Below are 18098 nucleotides of genomic sequence, written 5' to 3'. Positions count from 1 at the left end.
CCTAGACATCCACCTGGCGGGTCGCGTACGTCAAATGACGGCCTCTTGCTCTGGCTGGAGCGCGTCGCGGAGCTGGGTGCGTGAGGTGATGCCCAGCTTCGGGAACAGGCGGTGCAGGTGTGTGCTCACCGTCCGGTGTGAGAGGTAGAGCCGTTCGCCGATGTCGCGGTTGGAGAGGCCCTCGGCCGCCAGTTGCGCGATCTGCAGCTCCTGCGGGCTCAGCTCGGTCCAGGCCTCCGCCACGCGCCGGCGTGCGCGCTCGCCGGACGCGCGCAGCTCGCGGCGCGCGCGGTCCGCGTAGCGCAGCAGGCCCAGCGCGTCGAAGACCCGGGCGGCCTCGCGCAGGGGCGCACGGGCGTCGCCGCCCCGACGGTGCCGGCGCAGCCAGCCTCCGTACGCGAGCTGGGTGCGGGCCGTGTAGAACGGCCAGCCGCCGGTGCTCGTCGCCAGCGCGGCCTGGTACCGGTGTTCGGCGGTCTCCCGGTCGGCGACCAGCGCGGCCGCGTAGGCGACCTGGACCTCGAGGTGCGGCGCGCCCATCGCGGCCGCGGTCTCCGCCCACTGCGGCAACAGACCGTGGAGCACGGCGAGGTCCCGATCGCCGCGGACGGCCGCGTCCACGAGGTCGGCGAGCGCCCAGCCGGCCACGTACGGCTGGTAGGACGGGTCCGTGGGCGTGTAGATGCGGAGGAGATGGTCGTACGCCTCGCCGGGGCGTTCGGCCGCGAGCGCGACCCGGCCCCGCGCGAACGCGACCAGCGAGAGCTGTGGGTTGGGGCCCATCGGCACCAGCGCCGCCTCCGCGTCGGCGATCAGGCGCTCGGCGGTGTCCTCCTCGCGCAACTCGGCGGCGGCGATGGCGTGGGCGAGGCTCGCGGCGCGCCCGAACCGGATCTGGCGGGCCTCCCCGGCGAGGCTCCCCGCCTCGGCGGCGCTAGTGAACGCGTTGCGGACCGCGCCGCAGTTGACGTCGGACCAGGCCTCGTACATGAGGGCCTGTGCGAGCCGGGCCAGCCGGCCGTCGGCCCGGTATCCGGCCACCGCGGCGCGCAGGAACGGCAGAGCCAGGTTGTCGGCCCACACCGCCATGGCGGCCCGACCGACCGCCATCGACTCGTCGGGGTCGGGCATCCCGGCCGGCGACATCCGGGCTACCCGGGCGATCACCTCCCGGCCCCGGTGGACCGGATCGACCAGGCCGAGAGCCGCCAGCCGCTGCGGGTCGTCGGCGGCCACCGGGAGCCGCGCGACGAACGCGGACACGTGCTGCCTCGTGCGGTCGTCGAGCTGGTCCCAGTTGGCCCGTACCGACACCGTGGCCAGGCTTTCGAGGGCTCGCCGGTGCTGACCGCGGTCGGCGAGGTCCTCGGCGATCCGCGCGAACCGCCGGATCGTGGCCTCGCCGGACCAGGCTCTCGTCAGCGTCTCCAGATCGAACGCGGCCATCGCTGCCTCGTGCGCGGGCAGGTGTCCAACCTGGAGTGCGGCCCGGAGCAGCCGCACCGCGTCCGTCGACCGGCCGAGTTGGTTGGCGAGGTTCCCGGCCCGGGCGAGCCGGAGCGCACGCAGCCGCGGATCGGCGGTCAGCGCGGCAGCCCGCTCCTGCGCCGCGAACGCGACGTCGAGGCCGCCCCGGTCCCGCGCCCTCACCGCCGCGGCGTCCAGCGCCGACGCGACGTCCTCGTCCGGGCCGGGTGCGGCGGCCGCCCGGTGCCAGACGGCCCGGTCCGGGTCGCCGGCCAAGGCGCGGGCGAGCGCGGCGTGCGCCTGCCGGCGCTGGGCCCCGCCGGCGGACTGGTAGACGGCCGACCTGATCAACGGGTGCCGGAACCGGAACCCGTCGTCGCCGACCCGGCCCAGCCCGGCCGCCTCGGCGAGCGTCCAATGTGCCATGTCGAACCGCGTGCCGAGCAGCTCTTCGGCTGCCTGGTTCAGCTCCGCCATCGTGCCGTCTTCGAGTGCCGCCAGCAGCAAAAGTTTGCGTGCGTCGGTGTCCAGAGTGGTCAGTCTGGTGGCGAACGTGGCCTCCAGTCGCGCCGACAGGGGCAGCGGCTCCCAGTGCCGGGCCGGGTCGAGGCCGGCGGCCGCGGGCGGAAGCTCGATCAGGGCCAGCGGGTTGCCGGCCGCCTCCGCGAGGATCCGCGCCCGGAGGTCGCCGGACAGGTCGGCTCCGCCGTGCGCGTCGAGCAGCGTGCGGGACGCGGCGTCGGCCAGGCCGCGCACGACAAGGTCGGGCAGGCCGGTCTCGTCGAGGACGTTCGGCACGCCGTCGCGCACCGCGAAGAGCAGGACCACCGGCTCCATCTCCAGCCGGCGCGCGACGAATGCCAGCACCTCGGCCGACGAGCGGTCGAGCCAGTGCGCGTCCTCGATCACCAGCAGCAGCGGTGTCTGCGCATCCCGCTCGGTGAGCAGTCCGAGGGCGGCCAGGCCGACCAGGAACAGGTCCGGCGCGTCCCCTTCGGTGACGCCGAACGCCACGTCGAGGGCCTTGCGCTGCGGGTCGGGACGGTGCCGGACCAGGTCGAGGAACGGCAGCAGGAGTTGATGCAGGCCGCCGAAGGCCAACCGCGCCTCCGACTGCGTGCCGGCCGTCGTCACTACCCGCGCTCCGCGCTCGCGCGCCCGCCGCGTGGCAGCCGCGAGCAGGGTGGACTTTCCGATGCCCGCCTCACCGCGGACGACGAGGGCGCCCCCGCGCGCCGCGATCTGGTCGATCATGCCGAAGAGCCGCGCCAGTTCCGGCTCGCGCCCCACGAGCGGGTGCCCGGCGGCCATCGGATCACCCATGCCCAGCCTCCCGCGCCGTCGCTGACGTGATTGTGGCGTACGCGCGGCGGCTCCGCGTCGCCCCGACAGCCGTGCGGCTCAGGCCCGTTCGGTGACGGGTTCGGCCGCCGGGCGGGCCGCGGCGGCGGTCGCCACGTCCGTGCGGTAGCTGCGTCGCGCGCGCAACAGCCAGAGGCCGTTGACCAGCAGGGGCACCAGCATGACCAGGAACGCGTCGCGCAGGCCGGCGCCCCGGCCGCTCATGCCGCCGAACTCGTCCGCGACGAAGCCGAAGGCGATCGGGCCCGCCGCCTCCGCGGCCAGTTGCAGGACCGTGCGCACGCTCTCCGCGCGGCCCCACAACGCCGACGGGACGATGTCGAGGCGGGCCGCGCCCAGGGGCGCGTTCGCGCTGGCCAGGAAGCAGGCGCCGAGGGTGAAGAAGACCACCGATAGCCAGATGTTCGCCAGGACCAGGCCGGGCAGGAAGACCAGGGCGGCCGCCGAGTACGCGTACGCCGGCACCGTCACCCGCGCGTTCGTGCGCCGGCGGCGCACCAGACGGTCCGTGAACCGGCCGCCGAAGAGCGTGCCGAACACGGCTCCCAGGCCGATCGGGATGATCACCAGGCTGACGAGCGCTTGCGGCAGGCCGTACCGGTCCAGCGCGAAGAGCAGCGCGAACGTGCGCAGGCCGGCGAAGAAGAAGTAGCCGACCGCCGTCGCGATGATCAGCGTGCGGTTGGTCCGGATGCCCAGCACGTACCGTGCCGCCTGCCAGAAGGTCATCTTGTCCGGATCGCGGCGCAGCACCCGGTCGGGGTCGGGCAGCACGCCCTCCTCCAGGATGGTGGCCTTGGCCTGGTCGGCCTCGGCGGCGGCGTCGTGGTGTCTGAGCCGGCCCGGTGGCAGGCGCCCGGCGCCGCCGCGCCGGGGCTCGGGCATCAGGCGCCACAGCGCGGCCGCCAGCCCGAGGCTGATCGCCGCGAGGCCGAGGAACGGCGCCCGCCAGGTCAGCCAGGCGGCCACGTCGCCGCCGACCAGCAGCGCGAGGCCGGCGCCGACGAGCTCGCCGGTGAGCACCCAGCCGTAGATCTTGGCCCGTTCGTTCGGTGCGAAGAAGTCGCCGATCAGCGACGCCACGATCGGTCCGGCGGCGGCCACCGCGGCGCCGAGCGTGATCCGGGAGAGCAGCAGCCAGAGGTAGTTCGGCGCCAGCCCGCCGACGACCATCGACGCGCTCCAGACGGCGATGGTTATGACGAGCAGCCGGACCCGCGTGGTCCGGTCGGCCAACACGCCCGCCACCGGCGCGGCGACCGCGCCGACCCCGGACGAGACGGTGGCGAATAGCCCGAGCTGGGCGTGCGAGATCCCGAGGTCGGCCTCCAGCGGCGCGGCGACCGCACCGATCGTCCCGCTGTCCGCGGAGTTCAGCGCGAGGACCACCGCCAACAGGATGATCACGCGCGCCCGGACCGGCCCGCCGAGCGCTGCCGCAAGCCGGCCCCTCATCAACAGCGAATACCCCGCGCAGGGCCGAAAAACCGTCAGACCGCCGCTGTACGGTCTCCCCATGGTCGACGTCCCCACCTACCTCAGCCGCCTCGGGCTGCGCGCCGAGCCACCGAGCGCACCCGCCCTGGCGGCGCTGCACCGCGCCCACGCCGAGCGCATCGCCTACACCACCCTCGACATCCACCTCGGCCGCACCACCCGCGTCGACCCGCACGAGTCCGCCGACCGCGTCGCCCGACTAGGCCGCGGCGGCTACTGCTACCACGTCAACGGCGCGCTGTCGGCCCTGCTGTCCGCGCTGGGCTACGACGTCCGCTGGCACCTCGGCGGCGTCCAGGGCCGCGGCGTCCCTTCGCCGGTCGGCGCCAACGGCAACCACCTGGTGCTGACGGTGCACGGCCTGCCGACGCCCAAGTGCCCGGCCGGTGTCTGGTTCGTCGACGTGGGGCTGGGCGACGGCCTGCACGCACCGGTGCCGCTGGCGCCCGGCCCGTTCCGCCAGGGCCCCTACGACCTCCACCTGGACCGCTCTGACGCCGAGCCCGACGGCTGGCGCCTGACCCATGCTCCGATCGGCAGCTTCGAGGGCATGGACTTCCGCGCCAAGGAGGCGGTGCCGGCCGACTTCGCGCAGATGCACGAGGAGCTGTCCACGTCACCGACGTCGGGCTTCGTCCGCACGCTGACGGCACAACGCCGGCACGTCGCGGGCGCCGACATCCTGCGCGGGCTGACCCTGACCACGGTGACCGCGACGGGCCAGGCCAGACGCGAGGTCACCAACCGCGAGGAGTGGTGGGGCATGCTCACGGGCCTGTTCAACATCGGCATCGACGACGTGACGACCGCCGAACGCGCGACCGTCTGGGACCGGGTCCGCGCCTCACACGAGTCCTGGGTGGCGGGAGGGCGCCGATAGACTGTCCACATGCGACGAGAAAGGCCGGGAACCAACAGCGATGGCTGACGCCGACGACGTCCGCGCCGTGGCGCTCGCGCTGCCGCACGTGGTCGAGATCGAGAGCGACGGCTTCGACTTCCGGGTGGGCGACAAGGGCTTCGTCTGGTCCTATCCGGAACGCCGCCCGGGCGAACGCCGCGTCATCCGCACCGACATCGCGGTCCTCTTCGTGGGCGACGAGGCCGAGAAACAGGCGCTGCTCCTGGGCGAGCCGACCACGTTCTTCACGACACCGTCCTACGACGGCCTCCCGCTGGTCATGCTGCGCCTGGAGCGGGTCGACGTCGTCAGGTTGGCCGAGCTCGTGACCGACGCCTGGCGCATGCGCGCCCCGGCCGACCTGGCCGGCGACCTCGACGACCACGACCGGTAGCCCGAGCGCACCGAGCCGAGGCCCGCACTCGCTCGCCGCACCGCGGCGCCCGCTGGGTGGGGCCATCCGGCGGCGGCCGCGGCGCACCGCCCGCCGCCTGGGTCCGGCACGCCCCTGCGGCGCGGACCCGCACCGCCTGCGGCCACGACGCCCGGGTCCGGCGCGGGCCGTGCGGCGGGGAGCCGCACCGCCCGCGGCCTGGACCCGGCACGCGCGCGCCGCGCGGAGCCGCACCGCTTGCGGCTCGCGCCCCGCGGCGCGGACCCGCACCGCCTGCGGCTCGCGCTGCGCGGCGTGGACCCGCATCGCCCGCGGCCCGCGCGCGGCATGCGCTCCGCGGCGTGGACCCGCATCGCCCGCGGCCCGCGCGCGGCACGCGCTCAGCGGGCCCGCACCGCCTGCGGCATGCGCCGCGCGGGACCGCACCGCCTGCAGCCCAGGTTCGGCACCGCGCACTGCCGCGCGGAGCCGCATCGCGCTACGGCCCCCGGCCGCCGGCCGCGGCGCTCGTGGTTGGCAGCCGAACGTCCGGGACCACGACCTGTAGCGCGACCCGCGGCGCGGCGCCGATGGTTGGTAGCGGAACGTCCGGGTTTGTAGATCTTGTTGCGGCGGCGCGGCAGGGCGAGGATCGGGGCCATGAGGGTGCCGTTGCGCGAGCGTCCGTGGGATCTGTTCTTCATCGCGTTCTTCGCGGTCAACGCGACCGTCATCACCTACGTCGTCGACCTGGAGCAGATCGTGGTCGCGGACCCGGGCAACTTCGATTACCCGGTCTGGCCGCCGGGGCCCGCGATCGACCTGGTGCACTGGTGGGGCAACAACTACGACCCGCTGCTGATGGCCCGGCCGCCGTTCTGGCAGATGACGATCTGGATCGACCTGATCTTCTTCGGGCCGTTCTATCTCTTCGCCCTCTACGCCTTCATCCGCGGCCGTGACTGGATCAAGGTGCCGGCGCTGGTCTGGTCGGGCACCATGCTCGCCAACGTGTTGATCATCCTGATGGACGAGCGCTACGGCGTCACGCCGGCGCCCAACTTCGCGATCGTGCTCGCCGCCAACGCCGCCTGGCTGGTCACGCCGTTTCTGGTGATGTGGCGCATGCGGCGCGAGCGGCCGTTCAGCCGGCCCGGGCCGGCGGTGGTCCCAGCGTGAGGGCCGACTTCGCGGACCGCTACGGGCCCTGGGCGCTGGTCGCCGGCGCGTCCGAGGGCCTCGGCGCCGCCTTTGCCCACGCGCTCGCCGCACGCGGACTCAAGCTGATCCTCGCCGCCCGCCGTGCGGAGCCCTTGACCGCCCTCGCCGACGCACTGACCACGGAGACGGTCACCGTCGCCGCCGATCTGTCGACAATGGACGGGCTGCGCGCGGTCACCGACGCCGCGGTCGGGCGGGACGTCGGGCTCGTCGTGGCCAACGCCGCGTACTCGCCGATCGGTTCGTTCGTCGAGATGGACCCCGCCCTCACCCGCCGCGCCGTCGATCTCAACTGCCGGATGCCGCTCGACCTCGCCCACCGCTTCCTGCCGCCGATGGTGGCAAGGGGACGCGGCGGCTTCGTCGTGATGTCGTCCCTGGCCGGGATGCAGGGCTCACCACCGATCACCGTGTACGCCGCCACCAAGGCGTTCGGGGCCATCCTGGCCGAGGGCCTCTGGGCTGAGCTGCGCGGCACCGGCGTCGACGTCCTCACCTGCGTCGCGGGTGCCGTCTCGACCCCCAACCTCGCCGGCGCGAAGACCAGGCCGGCGCCCGGGACACAGACGCCGGACCAGGTGGTCCGGGCGGCGCTGCGTGGCCTGGGCCGCGGCCCGCGCGTGGTGCCGGGCCTCGGCATGCGCGTCTCCTCGGCGCTGATGTCCCGGCTGCTCCCGCGCCGCACGGCGATCGCCGTGATCGCCCGCGCCTCCCGCGACCTGACTCCACCCCACACACCGACCTCGCCCACGGGCTGACCGGGGGGCGACGCCCGGCAACGGGCCGAACAGGGGAGGTGCCGGCCGGGGCGTTCCGCGAGGATTTCCGGTTGTGAGGTTCTTCTGCCGATTGGGCTGGCACGGTTGGGTGCGCGAGGGCGGTCGCGCCGTCTGTCCGCGCTGCCGGAAGGCGGCGGTGGCGGAGCGGCCGGTCCAGCTGCGGATCGTGTCGTGGCTGCTCGTCATCGTCGTCGTGGGATCGGTCGCGCGGGCGGTGGCCGCGCTGAACGCGCGGTCCGTGGTCTACCTCTACTCGCTGGACGACCCGAGGACCCCGACCAACGTCATCGACGCCAGGTCGGTGCTGGACTACAGCGTCTTCGCCGGCTTCGCGACCGCCGTCGTGCTCGCCGCCATCGTGCTCGCGCTGCGCGGCCCGCTGAGCGCGGCCCGCTGGGCGGCGCTCGGTGTCCTCTGCACGTCGCTGCTCGGCCAGGTGGTCTACATCGGCGTCGACCTCGCCGACGACGCCCGAGGGTCGGGCCTCGTGCCGACGTGGTACCCGCTCACCCAGCAGGGCATCGAGGTCACCCTGCTGCTGGCGTCCGCGGCCGCGGTGTTGCTGCTGCTCCACGGCGCGGTCCGCGACTACTTCGAGGAGGGCGTCGTCGACGCCGACGTCGCCGGCGACGACCTGGGCCGGGCCCTGGAGGCGGTGCGGCGCCGCCGCGCGGCACAACGCTGAGCTGACGATCCTGGCAGGCTGGGCACCATGGACCTGCTGCCCGTCCCACCGATCGAGGTGCTGCGCGAGCGCCGCAGCGCGAAATGGCGGGTGCACCCCGCCGACGTGCTGCCCCTGCCCGTCGCCGAGATGGACTTCGACCTCGCCCCGCCCGTCCAGGAAGCGCTCCGCGCGGCCGTCGAGCGCTCTGACACCGGATATCCCGCGCCGGTCCCGGCGTTGGCCGAGGCCCTGGCCACCTTCGCGGCTCGGCGGTGGAGCTGGGAGATCGACCCCGGCGCGGTGACCGCGGTGGCGGACGTCGGTGTCGGCGTCGTCGAGTTGCTGCGCGTCCTGACCCGGCCGGGCGACCCCGTGGTCATCTGCCCGCCCGTCTACCCGCCGTTCTTCGGCTGGGTGCCGGAGGCCGGCGGGCGGGTCGTCGAGGTACCGCTGGTCGACGGCCGGCTCGACCTGGCCGGCCTCGAGCGTGCGTTCGCCGGCCACCCGGCCGCGTTCGTGCTCTGCAACCCGCACAACCCCGTGGGCCGCGCGCACACCCGCGACGAGTTGACCGCGCTCGTGGGGCTGGCCGCGGCCTACGGCGTGCCGATCGTGAGCGACGAGATCCACGCACCCCTGGTGCTGCCGGGCGCGACGTTCACCCCGATCCTCACCGTCCCGGGTGCGGCTGCCGTCGCGGTCAGCCTGGTGTCGGCCAGCAAGGCCTGGAACCTCGCCGGCCTCAAGTGCGCCACGATCGTCACCGCGTCGACCCGGATGGCCACCGTCGTGGGCCGGCTGCCCGTCGACACCCCGTGGCGCGTCGGGCACTTCGGCGTGCTGGCCGGCGTCGCCGCCTTCACCGACGGCGGGGAGTGGCTCGACCGGCTCCTCGCCACCCTCGACGACCGGCGCGCGCTGCTCGGCCGGCTGCTCGCCGACAAGCTGCCCATGGTCACCTGGACGCCACCCGAGGCGACCTTCCTCGCCTGGCTCGACTGCTCCGCCATCGGCACCGGCGCCGGGCCGCGGGACCTGTTCTTCGACAAGGGCCGCGTGGCGCTGGAGCCCGGTCCGCGGTTCGGCGCCGCGGGCAGCGGTTACGTCCGGATGAACGTCGGCACGAGCGCCGAGATCCTGGAAGCTGCCGTCGAACGGATGGCTGCGGCGGCCGTGTGACCCGGTCCACAGGAACAACTGTCCAACGTCGTCAGTCGGCGCGTGGTGGTCCAGACTCGACACCCCAGCCCCCCAGGACGACAGGAGAGTTACGTGTCGACCACCCCCCGCGTACGCCTTGCTACGCAAGACGACGTGCCCACCCTCAAGTCGGTGATCGCGGAAGCCTTCATGGGCGACCCGGTCGCGGACTGGGTCTTCCCTGACCAGGCGCGACGCCCGCGCGAGCACCACGTGTTCTTCGGCGGGTTCGTCGACCTGGCGCTCGCCGCGGGCCGGGCCGAGACCGTCGACGGCCACCACGGCCTCGCCCTCTGGCTCGACGTCGACGTCGACGCACCGGAGTCCGAGGACGACGGCGGGCTCGGCGCGGCGTTCGAGGCGGGCCTCGACCCCGAGACGCTCAAGCGGGTCGCCGACCTCGACGCGCTCATGGTCGCCGGGCACCCGCACGACCGCAGCCACGCCTACCTGCCGTTCATCGCCGTGCACCCCGACCACCAGGGCACCGGCGTCGGCAGCGCGCTGCTGCGCCACCGGCTGGCCGACCTCGACGCCGCCGGCCGGCCCGCGTACCTCGAGGCGAGCACCGAGCGCAACGCCGCCCTCTACGAGCGGCTCGGCTTCCGGCGCATGCCGAACACGATCGACCTGCCGGACGGCCCGTCGCTCTACCCGATGTGGCGCGACCCGCGCTGAGGCAGGATCACGGCCGCGCGGCCTCCGGGGCCTCCTCGAGACCCGGAGGCCCCGGCCGGTGTGCGCCGCGCCGGACGGCGGCGAACAGCGGCGGTGAGTACCACGCCGACTCGCCGCCGAACCAGTTGGCCAGCGACGGCGTCGGCGGGCGCAGGCCGCCCAGCGCGTACAGCGAGACCGCGACGAGCGTGCCGGCGGCCGCGAGGCCCAGGGAGATCCAGAGCGCGATCTTGATGCCGCTCTCCGGGGTCGATCCCGCGACGGTGGCGATGTAGAGCAGGATCGGCGCGATCATGAAGGCCGACACCGCCCGCAGCAGCTCGATGATGGCGAACACCCGCTGCAGGGCGGCGTTGCGCAGCGAGAAGCCGGCGATGAACAGGGCGGGCGTGACCGACGCGCCCACGCCGATGCCGATGAGCCCGGTGGCCGTCAGCGTGACGATCGTGCTCGGCGGCAGGGTGCCGATCAGCAGCGCGATGCCCGCGATGAGGCAGACCAGCCCGAACAGCGCGAAGTAGTGCAGCAGGCGGGTGGTGAACAGCACCGCGAACAGGATCGCGGTGATCACCGCACCGGCGAACTCGGGCAGGTAGAGCAGGCCCAGCTTGAGCGGCGAGTAGCGGTCGGTCAGCAGCACGCCGGACAGCGCGATCGCCGCGACGGACGCGGCGGCCGCGGACATCGCGACGATGATGCCGGAGACCGGCATCGTGCTGGTCAGCGGGCGCAGGATGAGCAGGGGCCGCCTGGCCCGGAACTGCTGCACCAGCAGCGTCACGATCAGCGCCACGCCCGCGCACAGCGGCGCCAGGGTCGCGGCGTTCAGGTCCCGGTGGGTCAGGAGTTGCGTGGCGCCGTAGAACGCGGCGATGCAGCCGGTCGCGGCGAGCAGCACGGCCACGGGGGAGCGGGTCGAGGTGGGGTCGGCCGGCGGCACGTTCTGGTAGGTGGCGAGCACCAGCAGCAGCGCGAGGACGGAGATGCCCGCGATCACCCAGAACAGCGGTCGCCAACCGTCGGAGTCGGCCTGGATGCCGCCGATCAGCGGGCCGAGCGCGACCGCGCCGAAGATGCACAGGTTGAGGATCACCGCGGTGGGGCGCACCTTGCCCGGTGGGAAGCCGGTGACCAGCGGCGGCACCGCCGCGATCAGCAGGAGGCTGGTGCACACGCCCTGGAGGATGTGACCGGAGATGAACATGACGGGTCCAGTCGCGGCGGCGGCGAGCACGGAGCCGATCACGAGGACGGTGGCGTAGACGATCAGCATGCGACGCTGTGGCAGGTGCTGGGCGAGCTGCACCGACAGCACCGTGCCGAGGGCGTACCCGGCGTTGGCCAGGCCACCCGCCAGGTTCGCCTCCTCTAGGTTCATCCCGATGTCGCGCGAGATGATCGGCAGGATGGGGGTCAACGCGGCCGAGAGCACCAGGTACGGCACGAGCGCGGCGACGACCATCACCGCCACGGCGGGGTACCGGCCGGCCAGGGGACCTTCCCTCGACATGGAGCTCCCTTCCACCCGCCGGTAAACCCAGCTCGAAACATCAAGCTAACGGACAAATGCCCCGAAGGTGTCGGCATTGGAGAGGACACGATGGACTTCGAGAGCGCGCTGGCGTCACTGTTCGCACCCGAGGGGCGGCAGGATCCTTATCCGGCGTACGACGTGCTCCGCGCGCACGCGCCGATCTTCACCGCGCTTGACGGGCGCTGGTTCGTCACCACCCACGCGCTGACCAACCGGCTGCTGCGTGAGCCGAGCCTGCGCGTCGCCGACGCCACCGACTACGACGGGTTCTGGCCCGACTGGCGGTCCAACCGCGGCGTCGCGTCGATCGTGCTGTCCATGCTGATGACCAACCCGCCGGACCACACCCGGGTGCGCCGGGCCGCCGCGGCCACCTTCACCGCCCGGCGGGTGGCCGCCCTCCGGGACGTCATCGCCGAACTGGTCGACGAGCTGATCGACACGATGCCGCCGCGGGCCGACTTCATGAGCGCGTTCGCGTACCCGTTGCCGATCGGGGTCATCTGCGCCCTGCTCGGCATCCCCGAGGCCGACCGGCCGTGGTTCCGGCAGCGCGCCGCCGACCTGACCGTCGTGCTCGAGCCGATCAGCACCGAGGAGGAGATGCGGCTGGCCGACGTCGCGGGCCGGGAGCTCGAGGACTACTTCGTCGGCCTGATCGTCGAGCGCCGGCGGGCGCCGCGGGAGGACCTGACGAGCGCCCTCGTCGCCGCGCACGACGACCCCGACGGGCCGGGGCTCACGGGGCACGAGCTGCTCGCCAACCTCGTGCTGCTGCTGGTCGCCGGCTTCGAGACCACCACCAACCTGCTCGGCACGGGCCTGGCGATCCTGCTGGAACGGCCCGAGCAGGCGGGGCGGTTGCGCGCCGAGCCCGGCCTCGCGCCCGCGTTCGTCGAGGAGATCCTGCGGTACGACTCACCCGTGCAGCTCACCTCCCGCTTCGCCGGCGCCCCGCTGGACCTCGACGACGGCCTCGCACTGCCGGAGGGTGCGGAGATCTCGATGCTGCTCGGCGCCGCCAACCGCGACCCGGAGCGCTATCCCGACCCGCACCGGTTCGACCCGGACCGCCCCAACATCCAGCCGGTCTCGTTCGGCGGCGGCGCCCACTACTGCCTCGGCGCGCCGCTGGCCCGGCTCGAGGCGCAGGTCGCGTTCCCCATGCTGCTGGCCAGCCTGCCCGCGCTGAGCCTGGCCGGCCCGGCCGAGCGCCGCGACCGTCTCGTGCTGCGTGGCTACGCCTCGCTGCCCGTCACCACCGGCTGAGCGTCGCGGGTTGACGCAACCAGGTGATTGCTATAGCTTGGATGGCAACCAAGTGGTTGCTATAAGGAGATCGACATGGCGTTTCCCGACCGGATCGAGCGCACCCTGGAGCTGGCACACGCGCCGGAGAAGGTGTGGGCCGCACTGACCACCGCCGACGGGCTGGGCACCTGGTTCGGCAACCGGGCCGAGGTCGACCTGCGGGTCGGCGGGCGGGCCAAGCTCACCTGGGACAGCGGCGACACCGCCACCCTGACCATCGAGCGCGTGGAGCCGCCGCGGGTCTTCGGCTACACCTGGCCGATCTACGGCCTGCCCGACGGCGACCCGCGCCGCACCTACGTGGAGTTCACGCTCGAGCCCAGCGCCGGCGGCACCACGCTGACGATGGTGGAGACCGGGTTCGCGCAGCTTCCGGAGGCGGACCAGCACAAGACGGCCTTCGGCGGCAACACGGACGGCTGGACCAACGAGTTGGGCGAACTGGTCGCGTACCTCGATGGACAGGCCTGACCCGGAGGCGGTGGCGCAGGAGGTCTTCGCCGCCCTCGCCGACCCGAGCCGGCGGGCCATTCTCGCCGCGCTCGCGTCCGGCGGCCCGGCCACCGCGACCGACCTCGCCGCCCAGCTGCCGATCACCCGACAGGCGATCGCCAAGCACCTCGCCCTGCTGGCCGAGGCGGGCCTGGTGGTCGCCGAGCCGGGGGAGCGGCGCCGGGTCCGCTACCGGCTGGACTCCGCGCCGATGAAGGTGGCACAGCAGTTCCTCGCGGCGCTGGCCCGTGACTGGGACGGTCCACTGGCCGCGCTCCGCGACCATCTGACATGAAGGGACAGAGAAATGGTTGACATCCTGCACCGGGTCGGCGTCGTGGCGCCGCTCGACGACGTCTACACCGCCGTGGCGACGCCCGAGGGCATCGCCGCCTGGTGGACTACCGACACGGTCGGCAAGAGCGAGGTCGGCGAGACGCTCGCGCTGCGCTTCGGCGAGGCCGGCGGCTTCGACCTCGAGGTGCGCGAGCTGGACCCGGCCGGGCACGTCCGCTGGCGGGTGGTCGAGGGCCCCGCGGAGTGGATCGGCACCGACATCGACTGGCGCCTGGACCGCCGGGGCGACTACACGATCGTCCTGTTCGGACACGAGGGCTGGCGGGAGCCGGTGGAGTTCATGCACCACTGCAGCACCAAGTGGGCGACGTTCCTGCTGAGCCTCAAGGACTACGCCGAGACCGGCCGCGGCCGGCCGGCACCCGACGACGTCAAGATCAGTGACTGGCACTGACCAGATCAGCTGACCGCCTGCTTGACGAGGGCCGCGAGCTTCTTCTCGTCGGCGGCGGTCAGCTTGGTCAGCGCGTACGAGGTCGGCCACATGGTGCCCTCGTCGAGGTTGGCGTTGGCGTCGAAGCCGAACGTGGCGTAGCGCGACTTGAACTTCTGCGCCGGCTGGAAGAAGCAGACCAGCTTGCCGTTCTTGGCGTACGCGGGCATCCCGTACCAGGTCTTCGGTGTCAGCTCCGGCGCGGCGCCCATGACCACCTTGTGCACCCGCTCGGCAAGGGCCCGGTCGGGCTCCGGCATCTCGGCGATCTTCGCGAGCAGCTCGGCCTCGCCCTGGCCGCCCTTCGCCGACCTGAGCTCCTTGGCGCGCTCCTTCATCGCCGCGCGCTCTTCCGCGGTGAAGCTCTCGGGCTTCGCGTCCCTGCGTGCGGCCTTCTTCGTGGGCATCGTGAGGTCCTTTTCTACCGGTTCCGGCTGGCTTGATTCTCATGCTATGAAGCCGGCCCGGGCGGTGACTTCTCGAAACCTGACCACCTGTGCGGCCCGGCCGCCCACCGGATCGGTGAGCGGCCGGGAACGCGTGCCTAACCCAGGAACGAGTCGATCCAGGCGCGCACCGGCGCCAGGTCGACGCGTGCCGCGTACGTGACGCCCGTGCAGTTGTTGTTGGTCACGAACGAGTTGACGGCCAGGACGGTGTCGCCGAGCAGGATCGGCCCGCCCGAGTCGCCGAAGCACGTGCCGCCGCTCCCGCCGCCCGGGTTGCTCCGCAGCTTGAGGAACTCGTCGCCGGTGTTCTCCTGTCCACCGAAGACCTCGGTCGGCGCGTACAGCCGGACCCGCTGACCCGTCCACACGGGCTGGCCGCCGCCGCGCTGGTTGACCTGTACGCCGTAGCCGACGACCGAGACGCCGGTGCCGGTGGCGAGCGAGTCGGCCACGTTGACCGCGGGCAGCTGGCCGTAGGCGCTCACCACGGACGCGGGCACCGGCTCGGAGAGCACGATCAGCCCGACGTCGAAGTGCGCGAACTCCCCCAGGCCGTTGCCGCACGGCGAGTTGCAGTAGCCCGGGTACGTGTGCGGCGTCCCGTCGTACGAGGTGGCGCCGCTGTTCGGGTACTCGGTGTTGGTCTGGACGTTCTCGGACAGCCACACCCGGGCGCGGACGGCGCCGTCGGTGCAGTGGCCCGCCACGAGGAACACCGTCGGCGACAGCAGCGTGCCGCTGCACCGCCAGGCCGGCGCCGGCTGGCCCGCCACCAGGGTGTCGAAGACCGCGAGGCCGACGTACGGGTGGCGGCCGTTGTCGGGTTGGCCGTTGGTCACCGCCTGCGCCGGCGCGGCGAACAGCAGCGTCGTGGCCGCGACGGCCAGTACGGCGAGTAATCGCTTCATGGGCAAGGTCCTTTCGCGAGCGACCAGGGGAGCGAGAGTCCCCCTAGTCGTCTCAGCGCCGTCCGGTGCGCCGGTCACACGCGAAATCGCCCCGCAGGGCCACGAATGGGGTGTGGTCGAGGGTTAACCCTCACTGCGACGCGGCGGCCAGCCGGCCGAGCTCCTCCTGGTCCCAGGTGAACGAGCCGTCGCGCAGGGCCTCGAGCGTGCTCTCCACCCACGACAGCTCGGCGCGGGTCATCGCGCGGACGTACTCGTCCTCGATCATGATGATCCGGGGGAGCCGTGCGGCGGCCAGCATCGCCGTGTCCAGGTCGGCGAGCTGCCGGGTGAGGTGGTCGCGCCGCCGCGCCAGCAGGTCGATCGTGGTCTCCGGCGTGAGCATCAGCAGGAACGACAGGGCCGCCGGGAACTCCGGGAACTCGTTGCGCGGCGTCGACACGATCTCCGCCAACCACTGCCGGGTGGCCGCCCGGCCGGCGTCGGTGAGCTCGTAGGTCGTGCGCTCCGGGTAGCGCTCGTCGCGGTCCGTGCCGCTCGTCGTGATCAGGTCGGCCTCGGCGAGCCGGTCGATCATCCGGTAGAGGCTCGCGCGCTGGCCGACGTTGACGACCTGGTCCTTGCCCCATTGCTTGATCAACCGCTGGATCCCGTACGGGTGCAGCGGCCCGTTCTCCAACAGGCTGAGGATCGCCAGGGCGAGGGGCGAGCGGCGGAAGGTCGTCGTCACGCGGACCACCGTACCCGTGGAAGAAGTTTCATCAGAACTAGTTGCAGTGCGACTAGATGTCATGCAACTATCTTGGCATGACGCAGACCACGAACGAAATGACCGCCGGCGCGGTCGAGTCCCGCGACGGCACCCGGATCGGCTACCGGAAGGCCGGCAACGGGCCGGCGGTCGTGCTGGTGCACGGCAGCATGCAGTCGGGGCGCAGCAACTCGCTGCTCGCCGCCCGGCTCGCCGACCGGTTCACGGTCTACCTGCCCGACCGCCGCGGCCGTGGGTTGTCCGGCCCGCACAAGCCGGACCACGGCATCGCCACCGAGGTCGACGACCTGGCCGCCGTGGTCGCCGCGGCCGGTGCCGAGCGGGTCTACGGGATCAGTGCGGGCGGGCTCGTGGTGCTGGAGGCGGCGCGCCGGCTCCCGGACCTCCGCAAGGTCGCGGTCTTCGAGCCGGCGCTGCTGACCGACGGCACCCGGCACACCGCCTGGCTGAGCCGGTTCGACGCGGAGCTGGCCCGCGGCGACGTCGCGGGCGCACTGGTCACCAGCATGTACGGGCTGGAGTTGGCGCCGGCCTTCCTCAAGGTCATGCCGCGCCGATTGGTGGCCGCGCTGACCGACAAGATGATGCGCAGCGAGGACCGCAAGGCCGCACCGGACGCGAGCACCATGCGCCGGCTCGCGCCGACCGTCCACTACGAGGGCGTGATCCTCGCCGAGTGCGCGGACTCCGCCGACCTCTTCGGCGACGTCCGGGCCGAGGTGCTGCTGATGGGCGGCGGCAAGGGACTGCCCTTCCTGGCGCCCGCCCGCGACGCGCTCGAGGCGCGGCTGCCGCACTGCCGGCGTGTCGAGTTCCCCGGCCTGGAGCACGACGCGCCGAGCGACCCGGTCGGCCCGAGCCCGCGTGGCAAGGCGGACATGGTCGACCGGGTCGCCGGCGAGATCCGTGCGTTCTTTTAAAGCGGGTCAGTTGTCGCCGAGCGGGTCCTGCATGGAACGGCCGCCGACGCCGCAGTTCGGTGCCGACCAGAAGCGGGTCGGCCGGCCGTCGACGTGGGTGTGGTCGTTGTGGTCCGGGTAGCCGGGGCCGAGGATGCCGGCGAAGCCGTGGTTGCGCGCCGTCTGGGCGAGCGTGCACAGCGAGTGCGGGCCGGCGCCCAGGTCGGCCGCGTCACCGTAGAGGTGCCGGCTGCTGGTGGCCCCGCCGACGGCGGCGTTGCAGGCCTGGCTGCGGAACCCGCTGGTGACCACGATCTGCCGGTCACCGAGCGCGTGCCGCATGGCCTGCAGCTTCCACATGGTGACGAGCGCGTTGAAGCGGGCGGTGGCGGCGGAGACGTTGCCGCCCGCCCAGGTCGTGTTGCAGTTGTTCAGCTCGGCGTAGGAGAAGTTGACCGGGGTGCAGTCGTCGTCCTGCAGCGCGTAGAGCTTGTTGAAGGTGTTGGGGCCGGCGATGCCGTCGGCGGCGAGACCGTACGCCTGCTGGAAGCGGATCACGGCCGAGCGCGTGGCCGGCCCGAAGGCGCCGTCGATCCCGAGCACGGCGCCGGTGCCGGGGTAGCCGGCGACCCGGATCTGGAGCTGGCGAACGTCTTCGCCGGACATGCCCTGGGAGAGCTGGCGGCCCCAGGTGTAGCAGCCGTCGGCCTGTGCGGCCCCGGCGGTCACGACGAGGCCGACCGCGGTGGACGCGACGACCAGGGAAACGGCGGCGAGGGTTCTGGTGAGCATCTGGCG

19 protein-coding genes are annotated in these 18098 nt (G+C 73.1%); 12 read left to right on the top strand and 7 right to left on the bottom strand.

What is annotated here, in order from left to right; translation table 11 throughout:
* Positions 1–30: 30 nt before the first annotated feature.
* Together Air01nite_RS01410 and Air01nite_RS01405 are read right to left on the bottom strand one after the other, a co-directional pair.
* Positions 31–2790: an AAA family ATPase gene (locus tag Air01nite_RS01410; RefSeq protein WP_203699898.1), complete on the bottom strand. Its 2760-nt coding sequence runs from the start codon at positions 2788–2790 to the stop codon at positions 31–33.
* A gap of 78 nt (positions 2791–2868) precedes the next feature.
* Complete coding sequence (locus Air01nite_RS01405; protein WP_203699897.1) at positions 2869–4284, bottom strand: MFS transporter; 1416 nt, start codon at positions 4282–4284, stop codon at positions 2869–2871.
* A 61-nt stretch (positions 4285–4345) separates the two neighbouring features.
* Between Air01nite_RS01405 and Air01nite_RS01400 the strand changes: the two genes are divergently transcribed.
* The 7 genes from Air01nite_RS01400 (at position 4346) to Air01nite_RS01370 (ending at position 10145) form a co-directional block, all read left to right on the top strand.
* Positions 4346–5206, top strand: coding sequence for an arylamine N-acetyltransferase family protein (locus Air01nite_RS01400; protein WP_203699896.1), 861 nt, complete (start codon positions 4346–4348; stop codon positions 5204–5206).
* 40 nt (positions 5207–5246) lie between these two features.
* A complete protein-coding gene (locus Air01nite_RS01395) occupies positions 5247–5621 on the top strand; it encodes an MmcQ/YjbR family DNA-binding protein (RefSeq protein WP_203699895.1) in 375 nt (124 codons plus the stop codon).
* Positions 5622–6260: 639 nt separating this feature from the next.
* Positions 6261–6779, top strand: a complete 519-nt coding sequence (locus Air01nite_RS01390; protein WP_203699894.1) for an EXPERA domain-containing protein — start codon at positions 6261–6263, stop codon at positions 6777–6779.
* Positions 6776–7579 carry an SDR family NAD(P)-dependent oxidoreductase gene (locus tag Air01nite_RS01385; RefSeq protein WP_203699893.1) on the top strand — a complete coding sequence of 268 codons (804 nt, stop codon included), beginning with the start codon at positions 6776–6778 and terminating at the stop codon, positions 7577–7579. Before Air01nite_RS01390 ends, Air01nite_RS01385 begins: the two co-directional genes overlap by 4 nt.
* Positions 7580–7736: 157 nt before the next feature.
* Entirely contained in the window at positions 7737–8285 is a 549-nt protein-coding gene (locus Air01nite_RS01380; RefSeq protein WP_203699892.1) for a hypothetical protein, read from the top strand.
* A 27-nt stretch (positions 8286–8312) separates the two neighbouring features.
* Positions 8313–9446, top strand: a complete 1134-nt coding sequence (locus Air01nite_RS01375; protein ID WP_203699891.1) for a MalY/PatB family protein — start codon at positions 8313–8315, stop codon at positions 9444–9446.
* A 93-nt stretch (positions 9447–9539) separates the two neighbouring features.
* Positions 9540–10145 (top strand): GNAT family N-acetyltransferase, encoded by a 606-nt coding sequence (locus Air01nite_RS01370; protein ID WP_239090415.1) that lies wholly within the window; start codon positions 9540–9542, stop codon positions 10143–10145.
* A gap of 7 nt (positions 10146–10152) precedes the next feature.
* Here the strand turns inward: Air01nite_RS01370 and Air01nite_RS01365 are convergent, their stop codons facing one another.
* On the bottom strand, positions 10153–11655 hold the full coding sequence (locus Air01nite_RS01365; protein ID WP_203699890.1) for an MFS transporter: 1503 nt from the start codon (positions 11653–11655) through the stop codon (positions 10153–10155).
* Between the two features lie 90 nt (positions 11656–11745).
* Here Air01nite_RS01365 and Air01nite_RS01360 point away from each other — a divergent pair, with 90 nt between their 5' ends.
* The 4 genes from Air01nite_RS01360 (at position 11746) to Air01nite_RS01345 (ending at position 14233) form a co-directional block, all read left to right on the top strand.
* Positions 11746–12948, top strand: coding sequence for a cytochrome P450 (locus tag Air01nite_RS01360; RefSeq protein ID WP_203699889.1), 1203 nt, complete (start codon positions 11746–11748; stop codon positions 12946–12948).
* A gap of 75 nt (positions 12949–13023) precedes the next feature.
* Positions 13024–13461, top strand: a complete 438-nt coding sequence (locus Air01nite_RS01355) for an SRPBCC domain-containing protein (RefSeq protein WP_203699888.1) — start codon at positions 13024–13026, stop codon at positions 13459–13461.
* Positions 13448–13777 (top strand): ArsR/SmtB family transcription factor, encoded by a 330-nt coding sequence (locus Air01nite_RS01350; RefSeq protein ID WP_203699887.1) that lies wholly within the window; start codon positions 13448–13450, stop codon positions 13775–13777. Before Air01nite_RS01355 ends, Air01nite_RS01350 begins: the two co-directional genes overlap by 14 nt.
* Before the next feature lie 12 nt (positions 13778–13789).
* Entirely contained in the window at positions 13790–14233 is a 444-nt protein-coding gene (locus Air01nite_RS01345) for an SRPBCC family protein (RefSeq protein WP_203699886.1), read from the top strand.
* Between the two features lie 5 nt (positions 14234–14238).
* Here Air01nite_RS01345 and Air01nite_RS01340 read toward each other — a convergent pair whose 3' ends face one another.
* From Air01nite_RS01340 to Air01nite_RS01330, 3 genes are all read right to left on the bottom strand, one after another.
* On the bottom strand, positions 14239–14679 hold the full coding sequence (locus Air01nite_RS01340; RefSeq protein ID WP_203699885.1) for an iron chaperone: 441 nt from the start codon (positions 14677–14679) through the stop codon (positions 14239–14241).
* A 137-nt stretch (positions 14680–14816) separates the two neighbouring features.
* Entirely contained in the window at positions 14817–15629 is an 813-nt protein-coding gene (locus Air01nite_RS01335; protein ID WP_203699884.1) for a trypsin-like serine protease, read from the bottom strand.
* Positions 15630–15759: 130 nt separating this feature from the next.
* Positions 15760–16359, bottom strand: a complete 600-nt coding sequence (locus Air01nite_RS01330) for a PadR family transcriptional regulator (protein ID WP_203699883.1) — start codon at positions 16357–16359, stop codon at positions 15760–15762.
* 77 nt (positions 16360–16436) lie between these two features.
* On the opposite strand from Air01nite_RS01330, the gene Air01nite_RS01325 reads away from it, so the two are divergent.
* A complete protein-coding gene (locus Air01nite_RS01325) occupies positions 16437–17321 on the top strand; it encodes an alpha/beta fold hydrolase (protein WP_203699882.1) in 885 nt (294 codons plus the stop codon).
* 6 nt (positions 17322–17327) lie between these two features.
* On the opposite strand, the gene Air01nite_RS01320 is transcribed toward Air01nite_RS01325, so the two are convergent.
* Positions 17328–18092, bottom strand: coding sequence for a D-Ala-D-Ala carboxypeptidase family metallohydrolase (locus Air01nite_RS01320; RefSeq protein ID WP_203699881.1), 765 nt, complete (start codon positions 18090–18092; stop codon positions 17328–17330).
* Positions 18093–18098 lie beyond the last annotated feature (6 nt).

It is taken from the genome of Asanoa iriomotensis, assembly GCF_016862515.1.
GTDB lineage: Bacteria > Actinomycetota > Actinomycetes > Mycobacteriales > Micromonosporaceae > Asanoa > Asanoa iriomotensis.
The sequence above is the reverse complement of the archived record's forward strand: the minus strand, read 5'-3'. Positions and strand labels throughout refer to the sequence as shown.

Bases quoted from the DNA above. Each gene is read 5' to 3' on its own strand.
- Air01nite_RS01400 (WP_203699896.1), top strand. From the start codon at position 4,346: ATGGTCGACGTCCCCACCTACCTCAGCCGCCTCGGGCTGCGCGCCGAG.
- Air01nite_RS01350 (WP_203699887.1), top strand. From the start codon at position 13,448: ATGGACAGGCCTGACCCGGAGGCGGTGGCGCAGGAGGTCTTCGCCGCC.
- Air01nite_RS01340 (WP_203699885.1), bottom strand. From the start codon at position 14,679: ATGCCCACGAAGAAGGCCGCACGCAGGGACGCGAAGCCCGAGAGCTTC.
- Air01nite_RS01345 (WP_203699886.1), top strand. From the start codon at position 13,790: ATGGTTGACATCCTGCACCGGGTCGGCGTCGTGGCGCCGCTCGACGAC.
- Air01nite_RS01335 (WP_203699884.1), bottom strand. From the start codon at position 15,629: ATGAAGCGATTACTCGCCGTACTGGCCGTCGCGGCCACGACGCTGCTG.
- Air01nite_RS01375 (WP_203699891.1), top strand. From the start codon at position 8,313: ATGGACCTGCTGCCCGTCCCACCGATCGAGGTGCTGCGCGAGCGCCGC.
- Air01nite_RS01320 (WP_203699881.1), bottom strand. From the start codon at position 18,092: ATGCTCACCAGAACCCTCGCCGCCGTTTCCCTGGTCGTCGCGTCCACC.
- Air01nite_RS01410 (WP_203699898.1), bottom strand. From the start codon at position 2,790: ATGGGTGATCCGATGGCCGCCGGGCACCCGCTCGTGGGGCGCGAGCCG.
- Air01nite_RS01355 (WP_203699888.1), top strand. From the start codon at position 13,024: ATGGCGTTTCCCGACCGGATCGAGCGCACCCTGGAGCTGGCACACGCG.
- Air01nite_RS01325 (WP_203699882.1), top strand. From the start codon at position 16,437: ATGACGCAGACCACGAACGAAATGACCGCCGGCGCGGTCGAGTCCCGC.
- Air01nite_RS01405 (WP_203699897.1), bottom strand. From the start codon at position 4,284: ATGAGGGGCCGGCTTGCGGCAGCGCTCGGCGGGCCGGTCCGGGCGCGC.
- Air01nite_RS01395 (WP_203699895.1), top strand. From the start codon at position 5,247: ATGGCTGACGCCGACGACGTCCGCGCCGTGGCGCTCGCGCTGCCGCAC.
- Air01nite_RS01390 (WP_203699894.1), top strand. From the start codon at position 6,261: ATGAGGGTGCCGTTGCGCGAGCGTCCGTGGGATCTGTTCTTCATCGCG.
- Air01nite_RS01360 (WP_203699889.1), top strand. From the start codon at position 11,746: ATGGACTTCGAGAGCGCGCTGGCGTCACTGTTCGCACCCGAGGGGCGG.
- Air01nite_RS01365 (WP_203699890.1), bottom strand. From the start codon at position 11,655: ATGTCGAGGGAAGGTCCCCTGGCCGGCCGGTACCCCGCCGTGGCGGTG.